The sequence below is a fragment of the Pontibacter populi genome (assembly GCF_040278685.1).
GTDB lineage: Bacteria > Bacteroidota > Bacteroidia > Cytophagales > Hymenobacteraceae > Pontibacter > Pontibacter populi.
In genome coordinates this window covers 142112-166073 of record NZ_JBEOKT010000007.1, presented here as the reverse complement: position 1 = coordinate 166073, position 23962 = coordinate 142112, and the positions used below count along the sequence as shown (strand labels likewise).

Here is a 23962-nt window from a genome sequence, read left to right as displayed (position 1 = left end):
GGCTCAAAGGATCAACGGACATGCAAATTATAAAAATGCACGCAAAACATTTCAAATAACACACTTTGTGGCGGAAGTATAAACAGACAGAGGCCGCTAAATGATAGCAGCCTCTGTTTAAAAAGAAATCAGCAAATGAAACTATCTGCCAAAATCGTCCTGCACTCTTACAATATCATCTTCGTCTGATGGGTTTGATGCATCGGTATGTTGCCAGATCTCCGCCAGCACGCCCCAGTCGCTGAGGCCTACCAAGCGGTGGCGTTCGCCTTTCTGTAGTTTTATCAGGTCGCCGGCATTAAGCACTTTGCGCTCTCCTTCTTCGTCGGTATCGCTGGTAACCACACCTACAGTACCCTGTGTCACCTTCCAGATCTCGGCTCTACGGTGATGGTACTGCCAGGATAATCTTTTGTCGGGGGCTACTACCAGTATTTTAGGGCTTAGTTTACCGGAAATTTTCAGGTCATCTACAGACATGCCGTCGAAGTACGTATCAGCAAAGCGCTGCGCCTGGCTTTCATCAATAACAAAAAATCCACCCCACGGGCGTGTCTGGTCTTCTTTATCTATGGTAAAACCTTTATCCTTAAGCTCTTGCTCTATTTTGCTAAATACTTTTATCTTATCCTCTTCTTCCGACACCATGAAGTCTGTATAATTAATCTCGCGCGTATCCATAGTTATTAACTTAGAAATATATGAATACTGTGATACCCAAGAAATGTTACTGCAAAATTCTTATAATAAATTTATACAGCGACTACAAAAATAAACAATAAGTATGTTACGTCAATCTTAAATCAAACCTTCTCCAAAACTGGCTTGCCAGACAACTGATGAACCAGCAGCACTGCAACCGCAAACAGGACGACAGCTACTACCTGGTGCAGCACCCCTAACGATACCGGCACCGCTAAAACCAGCGTAGCTATGCCCAGGCCCGTTTGTACCAGAAAAGTAATGAACAATAGTTTTGTAAGCTGTTTCGATGTGTCATTCAGTTTTACGGCTTTGCTGCGAAACCAGAACCAGGCTACAATGAGAAGTACAACTATAGCTACCCACCGGTGTATGAACTGTACGGTAACGCCATTATCCAGGAAGTTGAATAATGTAAGCTCACCTGCCAGGTAACCTGGGAAAAACTCCCCTTCCATCAGTGGATAAGTGTTGAATGAAAAACCAGCTTTAAGTCCGGCTACAAACGCTCCCAGTACAATTTGTATAAGTATAGCCGCTAACACAACTTTAGAAACTATAACCAGGTTTCCGGGAACATAACGCCGTTTGGCCATTGTCAGATCAGCTATGGTCCAGAGGATAACACCTATTAAAGCCAGGGCCAGTAACAGGTGCGCAGCCAGGCGATAGTGGCTAACATGCGGGTTCTCACTCAGGCCACTTTTCACCATAATCCAGCCCATTAGCCCTTGCGCCATACCCAGCAACAGGATAAATAATAGCCTTTTGAACAGCCACGCCGGGAGTTGTTTTTTTGCAAAGAAATAAAGGAACGGAACTATAAAAACCAAGCCTATGACACGCCCCAGCAGGCGGTGAAGATACTCCCACCAGAAAATATTTTTAAAGCCCGCCAGGTTCATGCTATAGTTTAGCTTCTGAAACTCAGGAAACTGCTTGTATTTCTCAAAAGCCACCAGCCAGGCTTGTTCATTTAGCGGCGGCAGCGTACCCGATATAACGTTCCACTCAACTATAGATAGCCCTGAACCAGTTAACCGGGTAATGCCCCCGATCACCACCATGGCCAGTATCAGGAATACGCCGCTCATCAGCCACCAAACGATAGCCGGATTATATTTTGTCTGTTGCATATGTATCTATAAATCAGGTAAAGGTGTACAATAATTTCTCCTTCACATATGATATAAGTCATTCCTGCAATATTTTAAGAGAGCGCTGATCTTAGCCCAAGCTTATAGATTGCCAGTACACAACCAGGTTGATGCATAAACAATTCTGCACGTTTTTTGTAACTTGTGCTGAAATACAGAGTACCTGCGGGTGCTTAACTACACTTACTTTCTAATTTATATGGCTAACAAAATATTGAGAACCGGGCAGGTAACCGGTCTGGCGGCTGTACTTGCCTTTGCAAGCTGCACCTCTACTACTACGCAGCAATCGCAGCAAACCCCAACTGCTACAGAGCAAAAGAAAGCAGAAACCAATCTGTTACTGACCGAATGGACAGGACCTTATAGTGGCGTACCAGCCTTCGATAAGATGAACCTGGCAGACCTGAAGCCGGCCCTGGAAAGAGGGATGGCCCTTAACCTGGCTGATATAGAAGCAATTGCCAACAACCCCGCTCCTGCTACGTTCGAGAACACGATCGAAGCGATGGAGCGCGCCGGCGAAGAACTGAACAGAGCGTTTACATACTATGGTATTTGGAGCAGCAACGTATCGACTCCAGAGTTCAGAGCGATACAGGCCGAAATGGCGCCCAAGATATCGGAGTTCAGCTCTAAAATATCTCAGAACGAAAAGCTTTTCCAGCGCATAAAAACGGTTTACGAAAATTCTCAGAAAAACCCGTTGCCAGCCGATCAGCAGCGCGTGGTGCAATTGGTATATGAGAACTTTGCCATGGAAGGTGCCAACCTGAGCCCGGAAGCAAAAAAGCGTTATGCTGAGATCAACAAAGAACTTTCGTCGCTTTACACAGCCTTTGGTAACAACACCCTAGCCGACGAAGAGAACTATGTTACTTACCTTACCAAAGACCAGCTGAGCGGTTTGCCGGAGTCGTTTGTAAAATCGGCTGCCAAAGCTGCTGCTGATCGCGGGCAGGAAGGCAAATATGCGGTGCTGAACACCCGTTCGTCTATGGACCAGTTCCTGACCTATTCGGATGAGCGTGCCCTTCGTGAGAAAGTATGGAACACTTACTACTCGCGAGGCGATAATGGTGATGACAAAGACAACAATGCCAATATTGCCAAGATACTGAAGCTGCGTAACGAACGCGTGAAGCTGATGGGCTACGACAACTATGCTGAATGGCGCCTGCAGAACCGTATGGCGAAGAACCCTGAAAATGCAATGGCCTTAATGAATGCTGTATGGCCTTCTGCTATTGCCCGCGTGAAAGAAGAAGTGGCCGATATGCAGAAATTAGCCAACACTACCAGCAAAACCAAGATAACGATAGCACCCTGGGATTACCGTTATTATGCCGAGAAAGTGCGCAAGCAAAAGTATGACCTGAACTCGGATGAAGTAAAGCAATACCTGGAGCTGGACAACCTGACACAGGCGATGTTCTTTACGGCAGGCGAGCTTTTCAACTTTAAGTTTACTCCGGTAGCAGAAGGCACTGTGCCTGTGTTCCATGAGGATGTGAAAGTTTGGGAAGTAACTGACAAGACTACCGGCGAACACATTGGACTTTGGTATCTGGATCCGTTTGCAAGACAGGGTAAGCGCTCTGGCGCATGGGCTACAACATACCGTGCTCACACTACTTTCGATGGCAAGAAAAACGTACTAGCCTCTAACAACTCAAACTTTGTGAAGCCTGCACCAGGAGAGCCTGTACTGGTTTCCTGGGACGATGCGACCACGTTCTTCCACGAGTTTGGCCATGCGCTGCACTTCCTGGCATCTAACGTAAAATACCCTACACTTAACAGCGGTGTAAGAGACTATACCGAATTCCAGTCGCAGTTACTGGAGCGTTGGTTGTCTACTGACAAAGTGATCAACCAGTTCCTGAAGCACCACGAGACGGGTAAGCCAATGCCAGCCGAACTGGTAGCCAAGATCAAGAAAGCATCTACGTTTAACCAGGGTTTTGAAACAACAGAATACCTGGCATCTGCTTTAATAGACATGAAGCTGCACCTTGCTGACCCGAACGGCTTAGACCCTGACAAGTTTGAGCGCGAGACACTGGCTGCCATGAACATGCCGAAAGAAGTTGTAATGCGTCACCGTACACCGCACTTCGGGCACGTATTCTCTGGCGAGGGTTATGCGACTGGTTACTATGGTTATTTGTGGGCTGATGTGTTGACATCTGATGCTGCCGAAGCTTTTGAAGAAGCACCGGGCGGATTTTATGACAAAGAAGTGGCTGCCAAGCTGGTGAAATACCTGTTTGCCCCGCGCAATTCCATGGATCCAGCCGAGGCTTACAGATTGTTCCGTGGCCGAGATGCTAAAATAGATGCCCTGATGCGTGACCGTGGTTTCCCAGTACCATCTGAAAGCTCGAAGAAATAGCAAACTCCAAACTATAGAAAAAGCCCTGCAGAGCAAATGTCTGCAGGGCTTTTTGCTTTTTATATGGCAACTATAGTTTGGCCGGATAGTAGGTCTGTTACGATTTTAGCCAGGTAAGGGCTATTGCGTAGTCTATAAAAACCTCGTGCTGTGTTACGCCTATACGCTCGTAATGCGATTGCGCACGTTCAGTAAAATCGGTTAAAGTGAGCTGAGAACTGCTAAAATCTTCAGGTATGTAAACCGCAATTTTTGGGATGCCGGCCTCTGCTGCCAGAGGCGGCCAGTCATTCTCTATCCATTCCCGCTCCTGCGATGTGATGATGTAAATATGTTCGTCGTCGATCAGCCAGTTCTTTACGTTGTTATCTACAGAAAACTGTAGGCCCCATAAAAATATCTGCTTACGCTCGTCAAAGTCTATTTGCCGTTCCCATTTTATTATCAGAATATCTGAGTCAGTCAAAAGAATAGTGACAAAATCGTTTTTCAGTACCTCATTTCCTTCTCTGGTGTCTTTTGATGCATCCATAGAGTCATTGACCTTTATTCTTCAGCAAATTAGCAAGGTTTTCACACAAATGAACAGCATTTCCCAATTAATTTGTACGGGCTGCCTCTCAGTCCTTGTAGCGATTAAGTACTATTTCCGTTAAAAGTTGTCTAAAACTCTGAGGTTTTAATTTTTTTAGTTGAGTTGCCTGATATGGACGCGTAGTTTTTTTGGACCAGTTGATCTAAATAAGCAAACTGAGAAGAAAATTGTTAAGCAGTGGATAAGTCAGTACTAGTGAAGCTAGGGGCTGCCTAGTTAAAATAAAAGCCTTTTGAGTACATATAGCCCAGCGGCATTATGCTACAGATCGAGTATTTCTACCAGGTTGATCTGGGTCAGGTAAGGCTCCAGTGCTCTTTTGCTCTCGAAACCACGCACCAGACTGATGTACTCCGTTTTAGGGTTATACCAGATCTCGGCAAAAAAGCTGCCTACATTATACAACGCGATCCGGTAGCCCCGCCTGCCACGGAAAGCCAGAAAATTTCCGAGCTCCCAGATAATTTCAAGCCTTGCAGCGGATGAATGGGTGTTAAATTGGCTAAGGGTCATATAGTTATCATACGTAAGTCGCAAAAAAGCTATTGTGCTATATAGCTATAGTTTCCGGTTTATCTCTCCAAAACAGGCTTTGCGCACTGGTTTGCGACTTTTAAAACTGCCTTAGCGTCTCCCGTACAGGCTTTGTTACCGGTTTATCGTTTGTTTGCCACTTTCTATAGTTTCGTTTGCAATTGCTGTAGTTTACATTCAGATTCAGGTATTAAAAAGTCACCTTAAAACCGAAAAGCCTTACCTTTGCACTCTTATAAATTATAACCGAATGGCGCTTACCAAGATCTGCAAACACTTTAACGACCTGACCAATACCGAACTGTACGATATGCTGCGTTTGCGAAGTGATGTGTTTGTGGTAGAACAGAACTGTGTTTTCCTGGACCTGGACGACAAGGACCAGCAGTGTTACCATGTCTTGTTTTATGAGGACCATACTATAGTTGCGTGCTCCCGCCTGGTGCCGCAAGGTGTTAGCTACCCTGAAATCTCGATTGGCCGCATTGTAACCAGCATGGCGGTGCGCGGAACGGGGGTTGGCAAGGAGCTGGTAACTTATTCTATCGAAGAATGTCGCAGGCTTTTTGGGGAGGGGCCGATAAAGATCGGAGCGCAACTCTACGCCAAAAAGTTTTATGAAAGCTTCGGGTTTGTGCAAAGCAGCGATGTGTACGACGAAGACGGCATCGACCATATTAAAATGATACTGGCTTAACTATAGTTTTATAGTTGGTGCTTACCTAAATACTGGCGGTTGCGTAAATCTACAACTATAAACTATTTTGTTATGGATGTAAAGATCGTGCACGAAGAAAAGTACCAGCAGTTTACCGTTACCTTGCAAGGCGACGAAGAAGCGGAACTGGCCTACGCCAAGCCATCAGAAAAAGAGATAGATTTTACCCATACGTATGTTCCTGAATCGGCGCGCGGCAAAGGCATTGCCCAGCAACTGATTGAAGAAGGCCTGTGTTATGCCCGCGATAATGGGTTGTTAGTGATCGCCACCTGCCCGGTTGTAGCAAAGTATATCGCTAAAAACGAACAGCATCAGGACCTGCTGAAGGATTAACTATAGTTTTGATTTACTATTAAGAAAAGGCTATATTTCACCTGTAATGCTACTCCAACCACTACAGATGAAAACTTTTTTGCTATGCCTCCTGGCTATGCTTACACTTTTGCTGAGCAGTTGCCACACCAAAACCGACGATTTTGTAAGCAAACACTGCCCCGGCTCCTGCACCGTAATTAAGGGCACCCTTACCACCGATGCGCGGAACAAACCGCTGGCCGGCGTAAAACTGGAAGTACAATGGAGAGAAGGTGATATGTTTTCCAGTATCAGTCGCCGGAAAGCTATTACTACAACCGATGACAAAGGCAATTTTGAGCTTCGTTTTTTGCTGCGCGATGATGAACTGCCTGACCCCTATTCATATAATGGCTCTTTTACAGTTAAAGCGCACATTAACCCCGACGACTACCTTACCTGTTCAGGCGGAAATACACTGCTGCACACATACGACCTGAAACGGGACACAACTATCATATTTGATTATGTACTTCCCCGGAAAGCATTTATAGAGATACAGGCAAACAATCTGCAAGCCCGGCAGCAGGACGATTTTCTACAGACAGTAATTTTATATGACTCCCCCTGTCTTCCAGCAATTTCCTGGTTTACGAGAGATACAAAATATACTGTTCCTGTTGCCGCCAACCAACCACTTATTATCCGGACCACTAAGCGTAAAAGCGGCGTTGAAACTATAACCGAAAAAGTTATAACCCTGGCTCCGGGCCAAACCTCAAACTATCAGCTTACTTTTTAATGATGCTCCGGATGAAATCAATTCTACTTGGTTTGTTGCTGGTTTTTATAACTTTCACGGCTTCGGCACAATCAGATTCTTCTGCTCATGCATCTGAGTTCAGGGTTTATTTTGGAGGCGCGTTCCCGAAAGGTGATTTTCAGAGTTCTGATTTTGAAGACACCTATACACCTTTTGCTGTTTCGGGTCCGTTGATGCAGGTTAGTTACGCAAGGAGTGTAGGCAGAAATTTATATGGCGGAGCTACATTAGGCTTGCGCATAAACCCAATGGACCTCGACAAGTTTGCGGATGACAATGATGAACTGGTATTAAGCAAACAGAGCAGATCATGGCAATCGGTGTTCACGCTGGCAGATGCGGCCTACCGTTTCAATTTAACTGACGGTTACTTTTTTGTAAAAGGATCGGCTGGTGCTGCGTTCAATCATTCAGCCGCATTACACGTCGAAACTACCTATGGAACTATAGACCAAGCTGCCGATAAGGCTACTGCTTTTGCGTATGGCGTTGCTACAGGCATGTTTATGAATTTAGATAAGCTTGAACTGGGTTTTGAGACCGGCATCCTTTCCACCAGGCCCGAATTTAAGTATACAGACACCCAGGGCAGATCAACCAACTATAAACTGTCGATGACAACTATAAACCTGGGCATTTTCGGCGCTTTCAGGTTCTAACTATAGTTTACTTTGCCTGCTCTACTTTATGCCCGCCAAACTCATTGCGCAACGCCGCCACCACTTTACCTGAGAACGTATCAGCCTCATAGGAACGGTACCGCATCAGCACGGAAAGCGCAATAACCGGCGTCGGCACCTGCATATCCAAAGCGGTTTCCAGGGTCCATTTGCCTTCTCCGGACGAGTGCATAATACCTTTTATACCCGACAGATCAGCGTCTTTGCTGAATGCATTCTCTACCAGTTCCATCAACCAGCTACGCACCACCGAGCCATGGTTCCAGACACGCGCCACTTCTTTATAGTCCAGCCCGAAATCGCTTTTATGCAGCACTTCAAAACCTTCGGCAATGGCCTGCATCATGCCATATTCTACGCCGTTGTGTACCATCTTTACAAAATGTCCGCTCCCTGATCTACCGGTATATAAATAGCCTTTCTCCACAGAAATATCTTTAAATATCTGCTCTACAGAAGCAAAAGCATCCGGATCGCCGCCTACCATAGTACAGGCTCCGTTACGGGCTCCGCTCAGTCCGCCGCTGGTGCCGCAATCCAGTAAATGTATCTGCTGGTCTTTTAGCTTTTCTGCCCGAACTATAGAATCTTTATAGTTTGAATTTCCTCCATCTATAATGATATCGTTGGGTTGCAGGTGGGGCAGCAGTTGTGCTATAACGGCATCTACAGGCTCGCCGGCAGGCACCATAACCCAGATCGCTTTGCGGCCTGTCAGTTTCTGTGCCACTTCGGATATGGTATAGGCCGGAGTTATACCTTCTGCTGTAGCTTTGTCTGTGGTTTCAGGATTAATATCATAAGCTATAACTTCGTGCTGGTGGTCGCGGAGATTTAAGGCCAGGTTGTAGCCCATTTTACCTAACCCGATCAGTCCTATCTGCATGTCATTTCAGTTTAAAGTCAATTATAAATCTTACTCGCATTGTGTTGCTATGGTTCGTTCCGGAGATCATCTAACTGGCTGAAAGTTTCTTTTAACTTCGGATACAGTTCTTCAAAGATCTTGTAGTTCTTTTGGTAGTGCTGGTGATTTGCCGGTTCGGGAGCGTAAGTTTTGGTGATAGTCACCAGTTGAGCGGCATCTTCCAGCTTCTGTATCTTACCTAAAGCCAACAACCCAACTATAGCTGCGCCAAAAGCAGAGCTTTCATAGGTCTCCGTCAGGTGTACTTCTTTGTTAAAAACATCCGCCAATAGCTGCACCCATAACTCTGATCTCGAAAAACCGCCATTTGCATACACCTTAGTTACCGGTCCGGTCACCTGTTCCAGCGCTTTGGCTACGCTATAGATATTGAACGTGATACCTTCCAGCAAAGCTCGGACAAAGTGCGCACGTGTGTGCCCAAGCCGCATCCCTATGAAACAAGCACTTGCACTGGCATCCCAGACCGGCGCACGCTCACCCAACAGGTAAGGCAGAAATAACAAGCCATTGGCTCCGGCAGGTACCGTAGCAGCTTCGTTGCAGAGCAGCGCATAAGGATCTTTGTCGTGGTTTTTCGCAACCGCCGTTTCTGAGCTATAAAAGGTATCCCGGAACCATTGCAGCACTACTCCCCCGTTGTTTACCGCACCGCCCAGCACATAATGCTCCGGTGTAAGAATGTAGCTAAAAATGCGCTGTTGTTTGTCAGTGGCAGGCTGTTTTGCCATTACTCGCACGGCTCCGCTTGTACCGATCGTAATCGTAATATGCCCGTCATCCATAGCATTTGCTCCTAAGTTCGCCAGGCAGCCGTCGTTCGCACCTACTATAAAAGGAATATTTTCGGGCAGGTTGAGTTGCTCTCTATAGTTTGGACTAAGGTTATAGTTGCTGTAGGTAGCAGGTACAGGTTCAGATAATTGATTTAATGAAACTCCGGCAATTTCAAGAGCAGCATTGTGCCAGTTGAGGTCGAAGATATTGAAAAGCCCTGTTGCAGAAGCCACCGAATGATCAACCACAAACTCCCCGAACAACTTGTACCACACATACTCTTTTATGCCTACAAACCGCGTAGCATTGGCAAACAATTCTGGCATTTGTTCGCGCAGCCAGATAAGCTTCGGCAGCACCGACATCGGGTGAATTGGCGTGCCGGTGTGCAGGTAAATATCATAGCCTATTTCGCTTTGTTTCAGTTTTTCAGCCTGTAATCTGCTGCGCGTATCAGCCCAGATAATGCAGTTGGTAAGCAGGCTGTCATGCTCGTCAAGTGCAATCAAACTATGCATCGCGCTACTGAAACTTATGCCAATCAGACTATAACCTGCCTTCCTCAACTCGCCAACTATAGTTTGCACAGTTTGCAGCACTGCTTTAAAAACCATGTCCGGGTCCTGCTCTGCATAGCCCGGTTGCGAACTATAGATCGGGTATTCCACGGCATACTGAAACAGCAACTTCCCATCCACTCCAAAAGCAACTGCCTTGGTGCTGGTCGTTCCAATATCAACCCCTATTATAGTTTCCTGCTGCATGGTAAGTTTGGTCTACGCAGCTGCAACTATAAGTTATACTTTTGATTAGCGTTAGCTCCAAAAAAATTATTATTGATTTGCTTTACTTTTTATTTTTATAATCGTAATATTACGATAAGAAAGAAACACAAATGGGAATTACTAAAACAGAAGCATTTACAGAAGCAGACATAACGCTGGCAACTTATGCAAAAGCGCTGGCGCACCCGGCACGCGTGGCTATACTTCGCATATTGTTAGTGCGCAGTTCGTGCATCTGCGGTGATATAGTGGAAGAGCTTCCGCTTTCGCAGTCTACGGTGTCGCAGCACTTAAAGGAGCTGAAAGAAGCCGGGCTGATAAAAGGCGATATTGACGGGAAAAAAGTATGCTATTGTATTGATGAAAAAGCCTGGAAACATGCCCAGCTTTTAATGCAACAGATGTTTGCCACCTATACTTCGTGTGGCACTAATTGCTGCTAAAAAAATTTGAAATAATTAATCGTAATATACCGATAATACTTAATTTTGAAGACCATGAATAACGCAGAAGAACTTAAGAAAATAGTAAAAGACAAGTACAGCGAAATAGCTTTACAGAGCAAAGAGCAGAACGAAGCCTCATGCTGTGGCGCCACCGGCTGCTGCACAGTAGACTACGCCATTTTTGCTGACAACTATACCGAACTGGAAGGTTATAACCCGGATGCCGACCTAGGCCTTGGCTGTGGCGTACCAACTGAATTTGCCCAGATCAAAAAAGGCGATGTGGTACTGGACTTAGGTTCGGGTGCTGGCAACGACTGTTTTGTAGCCCGCGCTATAGTTGGCGACACTGGTAAAGTGATTGGCGTGGACATGACCGAAGCCATGATAGCGAAAGCCCGCGACAATGCCGAAAAATTAAACTTCAATAACGTAGAGTTCCGTCAAGGCGAGATTGAAGACCTGCCCTTAGCTGCCAACCGTGTTGATGTGGTGATCAGTAACTGTGTACTGAACCTGGTACCTGACAAGAAAAAAGCCTTTGCAGAGACTTACCGTGTACTGAAGCCGGGCGGCCATTTCAGTATTTCGGATGTAGTATTGGTTGGTAACCTCCCTGCAGGCCTGGTAAACGATGCAGAAATGTATGTCGGTTGCGTATCGGGAGCGATCCAGAAAGAGGCTTACCTGAACATTATCCGGGAAGCTGGTTTTGAGAACGTGGTGGTGCAGAAAGAAAAAGCCATACAGTTGCCGGATGAGATCCTGAAAGATTACCTGAGCGAAGAAGGCATCAAACAGTTCCGCGAAAGCAACACCGGTATTTTCAGCATAACAGTTTACGGCGACAAACCTGCTGAAGCTGCCTGTTGCCCTCCGGGTGCTGGGTGCTGCTAGTTTTCCCCTGCAAAAGTGTCATCCCCCTGCCCCCTTCAAAGGGGGACTTTTCTCAAGTACAATTCCCCTCCTCGGAGGGATTAGGGGTAGGTTATACAAGCGGCTTAACCTACCATCACCAAGATCCTTTCAGGATGACAAAATGGATAAGTAGTAGCTCAAAGTCCCCCTTTGAAGGGGGTAGAGGGATGATTAACTTTTGCAGAGAAAATTGCAAGCCTAATGGGTCGGAGGCCCAACTATAGTTCGATACGAGCGAGGACGCTCGCGCCATAATCTACATAAAACACCTTTACATCAAACAATGGAACACTGCGCACCTGCCCACAACCGGAAAAAACTGGGCTTTTTAGATCGCTACCTGACACTCTGGATTTTCTTGGCGATGCTGATTGGCGTAGCGATGGGTTACTTTATACCTGACAGTTCCGGCTACATCAATTCCTTATCTAGTGGCACCACCAACATACCTATTGCCATTGGTTTGATTTTGATGATGTACCCGCCGCTGGCCAAGGTAAACTATAAATTGCTGCCCAAAGTGTTCGGCAATGTAAAAGTGATCGGTTTATCGCTGCTGCTGAACTGGGTAATAGGCCCCCTTCTGATGTTTATACTTGCCATCACTTTTCTGCGCGATTACCCCGAATACATGACCGGCCTTATATTGATCGGATTGGCGCGTTGCATTGCCATGGTGTTGGTGTGGAACGACCTGGCCGACGGTAGCCGAGAATATGCCGCCGGGCTGGTTGCACTGAACAGTATTTTCCAGGTGTTTTTGTATAGTTTCTATGCCTGGCTATTCATTACCAAACTGCCACCCTTGTTCGGTTTCGAGGGAGCTATAGTTGATATTTCGATCGGTGTGATTGCCGAGAGCGTGGCTATTTACTTAGGAATTCCGTTTCTGCTGGGTGTGCTGAGCCGTGTTATATTGGTGCCGCTAAAAGGCCAGGATTGGTATCAGAACCAATTCCTGCCTGCTATCTCCCCTATCACGCTTATCGCGCTGCTGTTTACTATTGTTGTGATGTTCAGTCTGAAAGGCGAGCTGATCGTTACGATACCGTTTGATGTGTTGCGCATTGCTGTGCCGCTGGTAATTTACTTTGTTGTTATGTTTTTGATCAGTTTTATAGTTGGCAAAGCAGCAGGCGCCAATTACTCTGAAAATGCATCGGTGGCGTTTACAGCGGCCGGAAACAATTTTGAACTGGCCATTGCTGTAGCCATTGCCGTGTTCGGGCTTAATTCCGGCGAAGCGTTTGCCGGGGTGGTGGGTCCTCTGGTGGAAGTGCCCGCGCTTATTGCATTGGTTAATGTAGCTTTCTGGTTGCGAAGGAAATTATACAATAAGCAGGCTGTAACAGTTAAGTCGTAAGCGGTAACCAGAACGTACTCAAGAGTAATCCATAACTATAAACTATGAGCCCAATCGAACTATACTTACAGACATGGCAGGAAGCGCGTACCCGCTTCACTGGTTTGCTGGCAACTATAAATGAGCAGGACCTGACAAAGAAATTAGGCTCTGCCCCTAACAGCGCAGGTTTCCTGGTAAGGCATATTGCAGAAGTAGAGTTATTGTTCGCTAAAAATGTGTTTGGAGACGCCGATGTGAAAGTTACGGCTAAAACCGTTATCGCAAAGCAGGACACCGGCGAATGGAACAACCTGGACGAGCTGCTAACTTTCCAGCAACAGGCCGCAGACACACTAAAAGCAATATTAGAACAGCAGCGCGACGAAGACTGGCAGGCAACTATAACCACCAGGGAATTCGGCACCAAAACAAAAGCAGAAGCCATCGGAAGGATCATTTCGCACACCGCTTACCACGCCGGCCAACTGGCCATGATCTTAAAATACGGCTCATAAACCAAACAGAAAACGATGTCCTTAAACCCAACCCTTACCAAAACTATAGCAGAACTCACCCAAACTTTTGACCAGATTCCGACAGAGCGAAAAGCCCTTTTAACACAGCTATCAGATTATATCAAGCAAAAAAAAGAAATCGGACAAACTATAAATCTGGTGTTTATCTGCACACATAACTCGCGCCGCAGCCACATGGCACAACTATGGGCACAGGCCTCTGCAGCCAACTATAACATCGTTAATGTAAAAACTTACTCGGGAGGCACAGAAGCTACTGCTTTTTACCCGGCAGCTGTGCAGGCCATGCAGGAACTTGGTTTTAAAATAGAAAAAGGCGCGGAAACTATAAATCCGAAGTATAATGTAAACTATAGTTCTGACGAACCAACTATAGAAGCCTGGTCAAAAAAGTTTGATGATGCGGCTAACCCTGGTTCAGAGTTTTGCGCTGTAATGACTTGCTCAGATGCCGACGATAACTGCCCTTTTGTACCTGGCGTAGAAAAGCGCATTGCCATCACGTACAACGACCCCAAAGCATCAGACAATACGCCGCAACAAGCCGAAACTTACAGGGAACGTGCCATGCAGATAGGTCGTGAAATGCTGTTTGCCTTTAGCCAGGTATAGTTTACTTGTAAATCGTAAAACCCAGATCTGCGCTTATGATAAAAGCATTCAGTCCGTCGCTGCGCCAGTAGTTGCCGCCACGCAATTCTATACTTTTAAACTGCGTATTTCTTCTGGAAAAAGGCAAGCCGAAATGCGTGATACCTTCCAGCGGTGAATAGCGCACGCCAAGCCCGGCTTTATGACTGTTTATACCTGCCAGGTCGTAATCTGAAGTATAAAACTCCTCGGTGGAGGTATGCTCCTTATAGGGTGCAAAATAGTCAATAGCGGTTTGGGTATGATAGCGGTAAAACGGGTAAAACGAGAAGAATGGCCCTATTTTGATAGGTGTTTCCAGCTCCACAGTATTGGCCGTCATACCCCAGCTATCGGTGTAAAACCGGTAGAAAAAGCGCATCGTCAGGTAATCCGAAGTATAATAATTGAAGCGCAGCCCGACGGGGTATTTGTACCGGCTATCTGGTAAACGCTCTATGTCAGGTAGCTCCTGCTCCCGGAAGTAAACCCGGTGAAATGGCGTGGAAAGAAGGCCGGTCTGGTAGACAATATCGGATGAAAGGGCCGCCTGCATTTTCTGGTTGATTACCTGCGAAAGCGTAGCCGACAAACTATAGGATTGACGTTTGTCATCGCTCAGCAGTTCGCCCTGCCCACGCAACTCTATCGGGTAAATGAGAGACCATGTATCGAAATAGGCTAATGCGCCCAGGCTCAGTTCCCGGTTGCCATCTACTGATATTTTTGCCCAGTTAACCCCCACCGAAATTGACTGGTAATCATACTCTGTAGAGCCGCCAATGGTAATGCCTTTTATGGTTCGGCGGGCATTGTTGCTGCGGCTTATACCTACGTTCAGGTGGGTGCGGGTATCGGAGCTGGATGCTGAAGAAACGTTGTAATCTATCTCATCAGACGAAGCCGAACTATAGAAGTCCATCCCGAAATTCACGTTCAGGTTGGTCATCGTATCCAGCGGCACATTCACGATGATAGTTGGCGTTACATCGGTTAGTTCTTCGGTGCCAATGCCGCCTGTAACCGGCGAGTGCTCTCCAGTCTGGCTATAGTAGCTGCCCAGTATATTCACCTCTGTTGGCGATAGTTCGCGTACTCTGCGGCCGTTTGTAGTAGTGGTAGTTGTAGTCTGCGCCATAGAAGAGGTAGCCACCGAGCAGGCCACCAGCATCCCGATATACTTTAGTTGCATCCGCAGCCTCCTCCCATTTTACCACCGGTAGCCCCGGCTGCCCCTTCCCTGTAACTTTCAAAATTCATCTCAAAGGTCTGTACTTTGCGGGCGCTCAGCTGCATTTCCTCTTCATTTAAGTATGATTTCTGGAATGGCTTAACTGTTTCGCAACTGCTCAACAAGCTCAGCGTGAGCAAGCCTGCAAGAGCAAAAAGTGGTCTGAAATGGAATTTCATAGTTTATAGTATTAGGGTTGTGCGTTGGCTTCTTTATTATACTTCTGAGGCGATTTCTTGTTCTGATAAAAATGCAGACTAAGATTATCTGAGGCCACTATTTCATCTTTATCGGTTATCATCAGGCACTCCACCCCTTTCAGCTGATTAATCAGATACAGACCTTCTTCGGGCCCAAGCACATAGGTGGCGGTTGCCAGCGCATCGGCCAGTTCAGCATCGGGGCAGATGATGGTAACACTTTTTAAGCCGGAGGCAGGGTAACCTGTTCGGGGGTCAATGATGTGGCCGTAGCGTTTACCATCTATCACCACAAACTTTTCATAGTCGCCGGAGGTAACTATAGCTGTTTCGCTGGCCGTGAGCCACGAGAATACTTTATCTTTTTCGGCTGGGTCGGCAATGCCCACGTACCAGTGCTGGCCGTCGGGTTGCTTTCCCCAGGTTATCATGTCGCCGGCAGCATTTACCACCCCGGCTTGTATACCCATTTTACGCATCACATCACGGGCACGGTTGGCGGCATAGCCTTTGCCTATCGCGCCAAACCCGATCTTCATTTCAGGGTCTTTTAAAAATACACTGTGGTTATTTGGATCAAGGATGATGCGTTCGTAACCGATATGTTTTACAGAAGCAGCTACTTCTTCGGGCGGAGGCATTTTGGTCATGCTGCCATCAAACTTCCAGAGCTTGTAGGCAGCTGCAAAAGAAATATCAAAAGCACCGCTGGTCAGTTTAGAGACTTTTATGCTGCGCACGATCAGGTCGTAAAGTTCGGGATCAACGGAAACAGGCATAGAGCCTGCTGCCCGGTTGATGGCGCTGGTCTGGCTGGTGGGCTGCCATTCTGAAATAAGAGCTTCTATGCGCTTTATCTCATCAACTCCGGCATCTATAGCTTTGGTAGCCAATTGCTCGTTCTCAGAAACTGCTACCAGCTCAAAACGGGTACCCATTAAAAGGAGCACCTTCTTGTGCGCTTTGGCAGAAGAAGGTGCTCCCTGGGCAAATACATTCCCCTGCATCAGCAGCAGGCAAACTATAAACAGTAAGCTAACGCGACGCAGCATGAGGTATGAAGTTTAATTATTTATGCAACAGTTTATCGAGATGTTGTACGTAGGCTTCAGCGCCGCCGTTCTTGTATCCGGTCTTAGTAATCACTTTACCGTTTTCGTCAACCAATACTACCAGCGGGAACATGCCTTCCGTGTTATATTTTTCAGCCAGGGCTTCGTTGTGCTTAAGCTGTTCGGCAGGCAACTGGTTCTTCTTAAATCTTGGAAAATCGAGCTCCAGCAGAACCAGGTTATCTTCGGCGTATTTTTCAAAAGTTTCTGTCTCCCAGACCTGTTTGTTCAGCATAATACAGGGTTTGCACCAGTCAGATCCGGCAAATACCATTAAAATAGGTTTATGCTCTGCTTTGGCCTGCTTCAGGGCAGCATCATAAGTATGCAACCAGTTTTCGTGGCCGATGGCTGTTTGCGCCGTTGCGTAATTAGCGAAAAACAGCGCTGCAAACAATAAAACAAGGAAGGAAAAACGCTTCTTTAACATCTTAGCTAAAATTAAGGTGAGACTACTTACAGCACAGAACAATACCTGCGCATTGTTATAATAACTTTGCGGCTACCGTAATAAGTTCAGTGACTGTGTAGGATTGCTTCGCTAATATCTGCGTTTATGAAATGTAACAATATAACGCCAACTTTCAGCGCTATAGTATACTTTAAATCAACGACTTATTAAATATTTTTTTTTAAGATTGATGTCTTTATCTATAGCTTTAATCTATCTCTTTTATAATGATTTTGCCATCCGGGGAGCGTTGTTCTACTTCGTCGGGGTTGCCTGTCCGGAAAGTGGCAATGGCTTCGGTGCCGTCATAAAGCGTTAAAATTCTGTCGGCTATACTATACGAGCTAACGCGCTCCAGTACCTGCATAAATTTAGTTTCCTGTTCCATGTCAGGACACATCATGCGCGTCGACCCCAGGTTAGAAAAGGTGAGTGTATTTCCGGACAGCTCATACTTCCCGAAAAAGTTATTACAACCGCTAAAGCCCTTTACATCATTCTCGGATTCCTGTAACCTGAGGTAGGCTGTACGTGTGTTATTTGGCACCTGCGGGCTCTCTCCCTCCAGCGAAAGCAGCATCCAATAGGCATCCAGAATGGTATTTGTTTCTGTGGCTGTCTGGGCAGGGCTGGCTGTTTTACACCCGTATAGCCACATTAGCACCACCAATATCAGGAAGTAGATCTTTTTCATAGTCTATAGTTTAGCTTAATAAATATAAGCACGCCCGCTATAGTGCTGCAGGCGTGCTTATCAGTTCATGTGTTTAAATACCAAAGGTATCATACCCGTACCCACTGATAGGTGATGACTTGGAATAGTCTGGTCCGGAGCGGCGGTCGCGGTTTTCACGGCTGCTGTAGCGGTCTCCGTCACTTCCGGAATAGCCACGGCTGGAGCCGGAGTTCACGATACGACCACTGTAGCGGTAGTCTTCTTTGTTCTCATCAAAATCGAATTGGTTAGAAGGTCTGAAGCTACCTCTGTAATCGTTCTCTGAGCTGTCAGGAATTTCGCCGCGATCATGATGGATGTCTGTCAGTTCATGGTTATAGTTACGACGTTCATCCTGGCCATATTCGCTGAATCTTCTGCCATAGCCTGGGTTCTGATAGCTGTTTTCCTGGCGTGCATAGCGGCGGTTACCGGCTACATCATAGTTCGAACTATAAGGAAGCCCGCTATTGTAGTCCTGCGAATCGTTTCCTCGGTTTCTGTAATCCCGGTTCCTGTATTCTTCGTTTCTGTAATCGTTGTTGCGGTAGTTGCTTCCGGTGGCGTAACCATGGCTTTGCTTAAAGTGATTGTCATCGCCATAACGGTAATGGTCGTCGCGGTTGCGGTGTGTCCGGTTATAGTTGTCGTTATAGTTTCCGGCACCGTAGCCGCCTACAGGCCCCTGGCTAAAGTCGTTAAAATCGGAGCGTTGCTGCATACGCACATTGCCATTTCCATAGTTGCTATCCTGGATGCCATAATAGTTACCGCGCTGGCTATAACTTTCATTCTTTTGTCTCTGGTTACCGGAACTATAGTCATCATACTGGTTATAGTTTCGGTCGTAATAATGCTCGTTTCTTTCCATAGTGTTATGCTTGTTTGGTTATACTCCCTTTATAAACGGGCTAAAGCCGCCAGTGTTAGCGTTTAAGTGATTTTCGATTTGGAAGTGAAGTAGTTTTAGTGCTTATAGCTCTGCTTTTTGAAGTTTAAGGATTAGACCTAGCTGCTTGCGCAGCTCCTGCGAGCCGAAGATCCCGGACTTGCTTCGGGACGCGGCATCCCTTAATGAGGGCACTAAAGTTTAATTGAAACTATAGGTTATAAAGCTCCCAGGATTAGAAGCGGTTTGAAAGGATAGCTTGGTTCAAATCAAAAGAAATCTAACTATAGAACTCAGTTTTCTCAAGTTGTTAGAAATGACAAAAGATAACTATAAAACAAATAAGATCCCTCGGCTGACGCTCGAAATGACAATACGCGAAACTATAGAAATTAAGCCAACGCTCACGATTCTCCGAAATCACAACTATAAAACAGCAGTCAGAATCAACATATTATAGTTTATATCGCTTTTTTTCTTCTAAAACACCACCTGCTTAAAAGCTGTAACGTAAAAGCCGAAACTGCTTATCATAATACCCTAGACTCTTACGCGCACTTATGGAAATTGCCCTTGTGCTAACACTTCTGGTAATAGCTGTAGTGCTGTTCGCTACGGAAAAACTTTCCGTTGAGATCGTAACGCTGCTGCTTTTGATTGTACTGGCAAGTGCGCGCGTTATTACCCCCGCCGAGGCCTTTGCCGGCTTCAGCAGCGATTTCATTATCATCATTGCCTCTATTTTTATTATAAGTGCCGCCCTCGAAGAAACCGGTATCCTGGATTTTGCCGTTGTGCGCATGGCGGAGCTGGCGAAAAAAAGCAAAGGCCTGATGCTCTTCACGATCATGTTTATAACAGGAGTGGTATCTGCCTTTATGAACAACACCACGGTTACGGCCATGTTTATTACGCCGCTGGTAGGCCTTAGCAAACGAATAAATATAAACGCATCAAAACTCTTAATGCCATTGGCATACGCAGCCATACTCGGCGGAACCTGCACCCTGATAGGCACTTCTACCAACGTGGCAGTAAGTGGCTACATAGTTAAAGCCGGCCTGGAACCGGTTGGTATGTTCGAGATCTCAGGCATAGGGTTAGTAATTTTTGTGGTTGGCATCATTTATATGATGACCATTGGCCAGCGCATGTTGCCCGATAACTCTGACCAGGAACTGACCGAAGAATATAAACTGCAAAAGTACCTGACAGAGATCATCGTGATGAAGGACTCGCCGCTGGTAGGCCAGCTGGTTTTTGCCTCAGACCTCACCGCACTTCATTTCAGGATACTGAACATTATCCGTTCTAATGAGAACTTTCTTCCAGATTTCAGGACGCGTATTCATGAACGAGATGTGTTGTTGGTAGAAGGTGACCTGGATAACCTGATGAAGGTGAAGGAAACAAAAGGCATTGAAATAATGGCTGATGTTATCCTTGAAAAAGACTTACAGACCGAAAGCATTCGCCTGGCCGAGCTTATGATACCGCGGCAGTCTAACCTGATAAATAAGACCGTTAAAGAAGTGAATTTCCTGCAACGGTTCGGCTTGGTTGTAATTGCTATCTCGCGCCACGGCGAAACCCTGCGCTCCAAAATAGGGAGCATCAACCTGCAACTCGGCGACATATTATTGGTGCAGGGTGCAGCCGAACGTTTAAGCCAATTACGATCATCTAGCAATGTAGCCCTGTTAGATGAGTTTGAGCCTTTGCTGTTCAAGAAGCGAAAGGGTACGCTGGTGATCACCATCTTTATACTGGCTATCTTGCTTGGCACTACCAACATTCTGCCGTTATCTATTGCCTTCCTGATGGCTGCCATCGCCTGCATTGTATTCCGTTGCATTAGTACCGAAAAAGCCTACGGTGCTATAGACTGGCGCCTGCTGATACTGATTGGTGGTATGACGGCCTTTGGTACAGCCATGGAAAACTCCGGGGCAGCCGACCTGCTTGCCAAAAGTATAGTTGACGTGATGGGGCCAATAGGGAAAATGGCAGTGCTGGCTGGCTTTGTTGTGTTAACTGTTATTCTGACGCAGCCAATGTCTAATGCGGCAGCGGCACTGGTTATAGTTCCGGTTGCATTGCGGGCAGCTGTGGAGTTAAATTCAGACCCCAGAACATTTGCCATTGCCATTATGCTCGCAGCTTCGGTGTCGCTGGTTACGCCTTTTGAGCCTGCCTGTATTTTGGTTTATAGCCCCGGGAAATACCGTTTCAGCGACTTCATTAAGATCGGTTCGCCGCTTACCCTTTTGTTGTTAGTTGTGATCCTTTTACTTGTCCCGGTTTTCTGGCCTTTGTAACAGCAACCTCACTTCTACAGTACCATACAGTATCAGAATTCAGAAAATTGTATGAAAAAGATAATTCAGGTACTGCCTGTTGTTTTGTTGCTGGCAGGTAGTTGTGGCCCTAAAAACGAAGAAGTTACAGACGAGCAGATAGAAACAGGCCCACCACAGGAAGTGCTGGATAGTATTGCCAATGCGGAGAAAGATGCCGTTAAAACAGATGAGAACAATATCAGCCCGACCTTCCCGCTTCCGCAACCGGTTATAGCTTTACTAAGCGAAAAGTATCCGGGTTGGGAAGAACCGGAATTAGCACCAGCTGCAAAAACAAAAGTCGGGAACGAGGAACAGGGCCCGATGATGGTAAGAGGCAACTTTAACAACGACACCTTACAGGATTATGCCCTGCAGCTACAACAGGGAAAAGAAGTGGTAATAGTTGCCATAGTGCAGGATGCCACCCAAAACTGGAATACCTACGAACTGCAACGCGACACTTTATACAACGAACGAGGAAAACTACTGAGCCCGTATGCCCTGCTCCTGGCCCAGGCCGGAACAGAATTGCGGAATGCTGAAACGGGCAAGGAAACAGAGCTACCCAACGACGGAGTAACTATAACTATAAATAACCGCAGCACAACTTATGTGCTAAACAACGGCAAATTCCAGGAATTTAATGCTGATTGAAACTATAGGTAGAGGTAAAAATAATCAGAATAATTAACGTACAGGAAAAGGAGTAGTACTATGCCTGTTCCGCCGGCCACACCCAGCCAGAAGGTCATAAAACCGGCGCGCCTTGCCAGGGCTTTATCGCGCTCTTTGAGAAGCAGGTAACTATAGCTCAGGTGCACCAGGTACATAATTACGGCGATCATCAGGCTCACAAACCAGAACACAGAGAACCGCAACAGGAAAAGTAGCGGCATTTCATTCTCGAGCAGGTGAGGCAAACGGTGCTCCCTTATCACAAAGTAAGAAGCAAGACACAGCAAAATACAACCATACACGAACAGAATAAACCTGTTGCTTTCCATCAGTCTTCGCATGTAACGGGTAATATTAGTAGTTCAGAAATGCCTGGGCATCTTTCTTAATATGGTCTCGGGTGAGGCCATCTTTCACCCCCATCGATATTTTACGCACCAAAACCCCGACTACAGCTTTCTTAAACCCAAGCCTGGTAGCCATGTGTATACAAAAATCCATTTCTGCTTCATCCACTATACCATCAGCCAGCATCATCTCCACCATGTCATATATCTGGTCGAAACGCTCTGAGTCGTTGTTTGGGAGTTGTGGTAAAACTTTAGATGTATCTGCCAGCAAACTTTTTACTTCGCTTGCCCGCATACCATGTTTGGTACCGATCGAAATAATAAAATTTATTTCAGCCGGATCTATGTGGCCGTCAATTTTTGCCAGCGCGCCCAGGTTAGTGATGTGGCTTTTTAACTTTTTTGTTTCTTCACTTTCAAAAAAACCAAACATAGATTGCCTTTAAATTAAACTATTAAGTTGCCTGATCAGGGTTATTTCGTACATTTTGCTACTGCAACAAGGCAGGCTAAAGGCCCGGATCATGGCGCGGGTTTGTATGCCGATATTACATACGGTTTTCTATATTTAACAGATAAAGTTTTTTATTTTTTTTAATTTCCTTTGCTTCTGTGTTACTTGCTATTCTTAACAGGGTATAACAATTAGCACCCAGCAACATTAGCATTTAAAATAAACATAGTACAGTTTAATGAAAAAGATAGCAGTATTCACCTCCGGGGGCGATTCACCAGGTATGAACGCCTGTGTGCGCGCAGTGGTACGCTCTGCAATTTATAACGGTCTGGAAATTTACGGCATCAGGCGAGGATACAGCGGGATGATCAAAGGAGAGATCTTTAAAATGGAATCTTCTACGGTCAGCAACATCATTCAGCGTGGAGGTACTATCCTTAAATCGGCCCGTAGTAAGGAGTTTCCTACTAAAGAAGGCAGAAAGCAGGCATACGAACAGCTACAAAAGCATGGTATAGAAGGGTTGATAGCCATTGGCGGCGACGGTACTTTTACGGGTGCCAACATATTTTATGAAGAGTACGGTATACCAACTATAGGTGCGCCCGGAACGATTGATAACGACCTGTACGGCACAGATTACACCATTGGCTACGACACAGCCGTGAACACAGCAATTTATGCCATAGATAAAATACGCGATACAGCAGACAGCCACGAGCGCGTGTTCTTTGTGGAGGTTATGGGCCGCGACTCTGGTTACATTGCCATACCATGTGCTGTAGGTGGTGGCGCCGAGATCGTAATGATACCTGAGACCAAAACAACTATAGAGAAAGTGGTGGATGCCCTGAAAACAGGATGGAGCCGCTCTAAAACATCTTTTATAGTTATAGTTGCCGAAGGCGATGAAGAAGGTAGTGCCGTGGAGATTGCAGCCAAAGTACAGAAAGCGATACCTGAGATGGATGCCCGTGTAACTATACTGGGCCACGTGCAACGTGGTGGCGCACCAACTGCCGCCGACAGAATGCTGGCCAGCCAGCTAGGTATAGCCTGTGTGGAGGGCCTTTTGCAGGGCCGCGCATGCGAAATGGCCGGTATCATGAATTCCGAGCTGGTTTACACACCTTTCATCGATACCATCACCAAAACAAAGTCCCTGAACCCCAACTTTGGCCGCATGATAGACATACTTTCAGTTTAGGAGTTTGTGAGTTAGAGAGTTTAAGAGTTAGAAAATTATAAGTTAGAAAGTTAAAAGCCCTCACAGA

Annotated in this window: 27 protein-coding genes; 13 read left to right on the top strand and 14 right to left on the bottom strand. The window is 46.2% G+C overall.

All coding sequences use genetic code 11. The features are described 5' to 3' along the window. Positions 1-141: 141 nt before the first annotated feature. Entirely contained in the window at positions 142-648 is a 507-nt protein-coding gene (locus ABS362_RS10170; RefSeq protein WP_350412423.1) for a cupin domain-containing protein, read from the bottom strand. A 155-nt stretch (positions 649-803) separates the two neighbouring features. Continuing rightward, positions 804-1838 carry a COX15/CtaA family protein gene (locus ABS362_RS10165; RefSeq protein ID WP_350412355.1) on the bottom strand — a complete coding sequence of 345 codons (1035 nt, stop codon included), beginning with the start codon at positions 1836-1838 and terminating at the stop codon, positions 804-806. A gap of 220 nt (positions 1839-2058) precedes the next feature. On the opposite strand from ABS362_RS10165, the gene ABS362_RS10160 reads away from it, so the two are divergent. Continuing rightward, positions 2059-4254 carry a M3 family metallopeptidase gene (locus ABS362_RS10160; RefSeq protein WP_350412353.1) on the top strand — a complete coding sequence of 732 codons (2196 nt, stop codon included), beginning with the start codon at positions 2059-2061 and terminating at the stop codon, positions 4252-4254. A 97-nt stretch (positions 4255-4351) separates the two neighbouring features. Here the strand turns inward: ABS362_RS10160 and ABS362_RS10155 are convergent, their stop codons facing one another. Then, positions 4352-4786: a hypothetical protein gene (locus ABS362_RS10155; protein WP_350412351.1), complete on the bottom strand. Its 435-nt coding sequence runs from the start codon at positions 4784-4786 to the stop codon at positions 4352-4354. A gap of 324 nt (positions 4787-5110) precedes the next feature. Continuing rightward, the gene (locus ABS362_RS10150) at positions 5111-5362 is read right to left on the bottom strand and encodes a hypothetical protein (protein WP_350412349.1); all 252 of its coding nucleotides are present in this window, start codon (positions 5360-5362) and stop codon (positions 5111-5113) included. A 271-nt stretch (positions 5363-5633) separates the two neighbouring features. On the opposite strand from ABS362_RS10150, the gene ABS362_RS10145 reads away from it, so the two are divergent. The 4 genes from ABS362_RS10145 (at position 5634) to ABS362_RS10130 (ending at position 7880) form a co-directional block, all read left to right on the top strand. Then, positions 5634-6080, top strand: coding sequence for a GNAT family N-acetyltransferase (locus ABS362_RS10145; RefSeq protein ID WP_350412347.1), 447 nt, complete (start codon positions 5634-5636; stop codon positions 6078-6080). A gap of 72 nt (positions 6081-6152) precedes the next feature. Continuing rightward, on the top strand, positions 6153-6437 hold the full coding sequence (locus ABS362_RS10140; RefSeq protein WP_350412345.1) for a GNAT family N-acetyltransferase: 285 nt from the start codon (positions 6153-6155) through the stop codon (positions 6435-6437). A gap of 97 nt (positions 6438-6534) precedes the next feature. Beyond that, positions 6535-7200, top strand: a complete 666-nt coding sequence (locus ABS362_RS10135; protein ID WP_350412343.1) for a transthyretin-like family protein — start codon at positions 6535-6537, stop codon at positions 7198-7200. An 11-nt stretch (positions 7201-7211) separates the two neighbouring features. After that, positions 7212-7880: a hypothetical protein gene (locus ABS362_RS10130; RefSeq protein ID WP_350412341.1), complete on the top strand. Its 669-nt coding sequence runs from the start codon at positions 7212-7214 to the stop codon at positions 7878-7880. 7 nt (positions 7881-7887) lie between these two features. On the opposite strand, the gene gnd is transcribed toward ABS362_RS10130, so the two are convergent. Both gnd and ABS362_RS10120 read right to left on the bottom strand, forming a co-directional pair. Beyond that, on the bottom strand, positions 7888-8787 hold the full coding sequence (gene gnd, locus ABS362_RS10125; RefSeq protein WP_350412339.1) for a phosphogluconate dehydrogenase (NAD(+)-dependent, decarboxylating): 900 nt from the start codon (positions 8785-8787) through the stop codon (positions 7888-7890). A gap of 47 nt (positions 8788-8834) precedes the next feature. Beyond that, complete coding sequence (locus ABS362_RS10120; RefSeq protein WP_350412337.1) at positions 8835-10370, bottom strand: gluconokinase; 1536 nt, start codon at positions 10368-10370, stop codon at positions 8835-8837. Positions 10371-10501: 131 nt separating this feature from the next. Here ABS362_RS10120 and ABS362_RS10115 point away from each other — a divergent pair, with 131 nt between their 5' ends. The 5 genes from ABS362_RS10115 (at position 10502) to ABS362_RS10095 (ending at position 14248) form a co-directional block, all read left to right on the top strand. Next, complete coding sequence (locus tag ABS362_RS10115) at positions 10502-10834, top strand: ArsR/SmtB family transcription factor (RefSeq protein WP_350412335.1); 333 nt, start codon at positions 10502-10504, stop codon at positions 10832-10834. Positions 10835-10888: 54 nt separating this feature from the next. Further along, on the top strand, positions 10889-11734 hold the full coding sequence (locus tag ABS362_RS10110) for an arsenite methyltransferase (protein ID WP_350412422.1): 846 nt from the start codon (positions 10889-10891) through the stop codon (positions 11732-11734). Positions 11735-12038: 304 nt separating this feature from the next. Then, positions 12039-13118: an ACR3 family arsenite efflux transporter gene (gene arsB, locus ABS362_RS10105; RefSeq protein ID WP_350412333.1), complete on the top strand. Its 1080-nt coding sequence runs from the start codon at positions 12039-12041 to the stop codon at positions 13116-13118. 44 nt (positions 13119-13162) lie between these two features. Beyond that, positions 13163-13615, top strand: a complete 453-nt coding sequence (locus ABS362_RS10100; protein ID WP_350412331.1) for a DinB family protein — start codon at positions 13163-13165, stop codon at positions 13613-13615. Positions 13616-13630: 15 nt separating this feature from the next. After that, positions 13631-14248 (top strand): arsenate reductase/protein-tyrosine-phosphatase family protein, encoded by a 618-nt coding sequence (locus ABS362_RS10095; protein WP_350412329.1) that lies wholly within the window; start codon positions 13631-13633, stop codon positions 14246-14248. A 1-nt stretch (position 14249) separates the two neighbouring features. On the opposite strand, the gene ABS362_RS10090 is transcribed toward ABS362_RS10095, so the two are convergent. The 6 genes from ABS362_RS10090 to ABS362_RS10065 form a co-directional block, all read right to left on the bottom strand. Then, entirely contained in the window at positions 14250-15458 is a 1209-nt protein-coding gene (locus ABS362_RS10090; RefSeq protein ID WP_350412327.1) for a DUF3570 domain-containing protein, read from the bottom strand. After that, a complete protein-coding gene (locus ABS362_RS10085; protein ID WP_350412325.1) occupies positions 15449-15676 on the bottom strand; it encodes a DUF4266 domain-containing protein in 228 nt (75 codons plus the stop codon). Before ABS362_RS10085 ends, ABS362_RS10090 begins: the two co-directional genes overlap by 10 nt. An 11-nt stretch (positions 15677-15687) precedes the next feature. Next, entirely contained in the window at positions 15688-16749 is a 1062-nt protein-coding gene (locus ABS362_RS10080) for an FAD:protein FMN transferase (protein ID WP_350412323.1), read from the bottom strand. Between the two features lie 16 nt (positions 16750-16765). Next, on the bottom strand, positions 16766-17239 hold the full coding sequence (locus tag ABS362_RS10075) for a thioredoxin family protein (protein WP_350412321.1): 474 nt from the start codon (positions 17237-17239) through the stop codon (positions 16766-16768). Positions 17240-17468: 229 nt separating this feature from the next. Further along, a complete protein-coding gene (locus ABS362_RS10070) occupies positions 17469-17954 on the bottom strand; it encodes an META domain-containing protein (RefSeq protein WP_350412319.1) in 486 nt (161 codons plus the stop codon). A gap of 73 nt (positions 17955-18027) precedes the next feature. Beyond that, entirely contained in the window at positions 18028-18846 is an 819-nt protein-coding gene (locus ABS362_RS10065; protein ID WP_350412317.1) for a hypothetical protein, read from the bottom strand. A 578-nt stretch (positions 18847-19424) separates the two neighbouring features. On the opposite strand from ABS362_RS10065, the gene ABS362_RS10060 reads away from it, so the two are divergent. Together ABS362_RS10060 and ABS362_RS10055 are read left to right on the top strand one after the other, a co-directional pair. After that, the gene (locus ABS362_RS10060; protein WP_350412316.1) at positions 19425-21182 is read left to right on the top strand and encodes an SLC13 family permease; all 1758 of its coding nucleotides are present in this window, start codon (positions 19425-19427) and stop codon (positions 21180-21182) included. Positions 21183-21233: 51 nt separating this feature from the next. Next, positions 21234-21860, top strand: coding sequence for a hypothetical protein (locus ABS362_RS10055; protein WP_350412315.1), 627 nt, complete (start codon positions 21234-21236; stop codon positions 21858-21860). Between the two features lie 2 nt (positions 21861-21862). On the opposite strand, the gene ABS362_RS10050 is transcribed toward ABS362_RS10055, so the two are convergent. Together ABS362_RS10050 and ABS362_RS10045 are read right to left on the bottom strand one after the other, a co-directional pair. After that, a complete protein-coding gene (locus ABS362_RS10050; RefSeq protein WP_350412313.1) occupies positions 21863-22222 on the bottom strand; it encodes a hypothetical protein in 360 nt (119 codons plus the stop codon). A 13-nt stretch (positions 22223-22235) separates the two neighbouring features. Then, positions 22236-22664 carry a tellurite resistance TerB family protein gene (locus ABS362_RS10045; RefSeq protein ID WP_350412312.1) on the bottom strand — a complete coding sequence of 143 codons (429 nt, stop codon included), beginning with the start codon at positions 22662-22664 and terminating at the stop codon, positions 22236-22238. A 259-nt stretch (positions 22665-22923) separates the two neighbouring features. Here ABS362_RS10045 and pfkA point away from each other — a divergent pair, with 259 nt between their 5' ends. Continuing rightward, positions 22924-23895, top strand: a complete 972-nt coding sequence (gene pfkA / locus ABS362_RS10040; RefSeq protein ID WP_350412311.1) for a 6-phosphofructokinase — start codon at positions 22924-22926, stop codon at positions 23893-23895. Positions 23896-23962: the final 67 nt, after the last annotated feature.

Coding starts and splice junctions, on each gene's coding strand:
- ABS362_RS10170 (WP_350412423.1), bottom strand. CDS start 648: ATGGTGTCGGAAGAAGAGGATAAGATAAAAGTATTTAGCAAAATAGAG.
- ABS362_RS10165 (WP_350412355.1), bottom strand. CDS start 1,838: ATGCAACAGACAAAATATAATCCGGCTATCGTTTGGTGGCTGATGAGC.
- ABS362_RS10160 (WP_350412353.1), top strand. CDS start 2,059: ATGGCTAACAAAATATTGAGAACCGGGCAGGTAACCGGTCTGGCGGCT.
- ABS362_RS10155 (WP_350412351.1), bottom strand. CDS start 4,786: ATGGATGCATCAAAAGACACCAGAGAAGGAAATGAGGTACTGAAAAAC.
- ABS362_RS10150 (WP_350412349.1), bottom strand. CDS start 5,362: ATGACCCTTAGCCAATTTAACACCCATTCATCCGCTGCAAGGCTTGAA.
- ABS362_RS10145 (WP_350412347.1), top strand. CDS start 5,634: ATGGCGCTTACCAAGATCTGCAAACACTTTAACGACCTGACCAATACC.
- ABS362_RS10140 (WP_350412345.1), top strand. CDS start 6,153: ATGGATGTAAAGATCGTGCACGAAGAAAAGTACCAGCAGTTTACCGTT.
- ABS362_RS10135 (WP_350412343.1), top strand. CDS start 6,535: ATGCTTACACTTTTGCTGAGCAGTTGCCACACCAAAACCGACGATTTT.
- ABS362_RS10130 (WP_350412341.1), top strand. CDS start 7,212: ATGAAATCAATTCTACTTGGTTTGTTGCTGGTTTTTATAACTTTCACG.
- gnd (WP_350412339.1), bottom strand. CDS start 8,787: ATGCAGATAGGACTGATCGGGTTAGGTAAAATGGGCTACAACCTGGCC.
- ABS362_RS10120 (WP_350412337.1), bottom strand. CDS start 10,370: ATGCAGCAGGAAACTATAATAGGGGTTGATATTGGAACGACCAGCACC.
- ABS362_RS10115 (WP_350412335.1), top strand. CDS start 10,502: ATGGGAATTACTAAAACAGAAGCATTTACAGAAGCAGACATAACGCTG.
- ABS362_RS10110 (WP_350412422.1), top strand. CDS start 10,889: ATGAATAACGCAGAAGAACTTAAGAAAATAGTAAAAGACAAGTACAGC.
- arsB (WP_350412333.1), top strand. CDS start 12,039: ATGGAACACTGCGCACCTGCCCACAACCGGAAAAAACTGGGCTTTTTA.
- ABS362_RS10100 (WP_350412331.1), top strand. CDS start 13,163: ATGAGCCCAATCGAACTATACTTACAGACATGGCAGGAAGCGCGTACC.
- ABS362_RS10095 (WP_350412329.1), top strand. CDS start 13,631: ATGTCCTTAAACCCAACCCTTACCAAAACTATAGCAGAACTCACCCAA.
- ABS362_RS10090 (WP_350412327.1), bottom strand. CDS start 15,458: ATGCAACTAAAGTATATCGGGATGCTGGTGGCCTGCTCGGTGGCTACC.
- ABS362_RS10085 (WP_350412325.1), bottom strand. CDS start 15,676: ATGAAATTCCATTTCAGACCACTTTTTGCTCTTGCAGGCTTGCTCACG.
- ABS362_RS10080 (WP_350412323.1), bottom strand. CDS start 16,749: ATGCTGCGTCGCGTTAGCTTACTGTTTATAGTTTGCCTGCTGCTGATG.
- ABS362_RS10075 (WP_350412321.1), bottom strand. CDS start 17,239: ATGTTAAAGAAGCGTTTTTCCTTCCTTGTTTTATTGTTTGCAGCGCTG.
- ABS362_RS10070 (WP_350412319.1), bottom strand. CDS start 17,954: ATGAAAAAGATCTACTTCCTGATATTGGTGGTGCTAATGTGGCTATAC.
- ABS362_RS10065 (WP_350412317.1), bottom strand. CDS start 18,846: ATGGAAAGAAACGAGCATTATTACGACCGAAACTATAACCAGTATGAT.
- ABS362_RS10060 (WP_350412316.1), top strand. CDS start 19,425: ATGGAAATTGCCCTTGTGCTAACACTTCTGGTAATAGCTGTAGTGCTG.
- ABS362_RS10055 (WP_350412315.1), top strand. CDS start 21,234: ATGAAAAAGATAATTCAGGTACTGCCTGTTGTTTTGTTGCTGGCAGGT.
- ABS362_RS10050 (WP_350412313.1), bottom strand. CDS start 22,222: ATGCGAAGACTGATGGAAAGCAACAGGTTTATTCTGTTCGTGTATGGT.
- ABS362_RS10045 (WP_350412312.1), bottom strand. CDS start 22,664: ATGTTTGGTTTTTTTGAAAGTGAAGAAACAAAAAAGTTAAAAAGCCAC.
- pfkA (WP_350412311.1), top strand. CDS start 22,924: ATGAAAAAGATAGCAGTATTCACCTCCGGGGGCGATTCACCAGGTATG.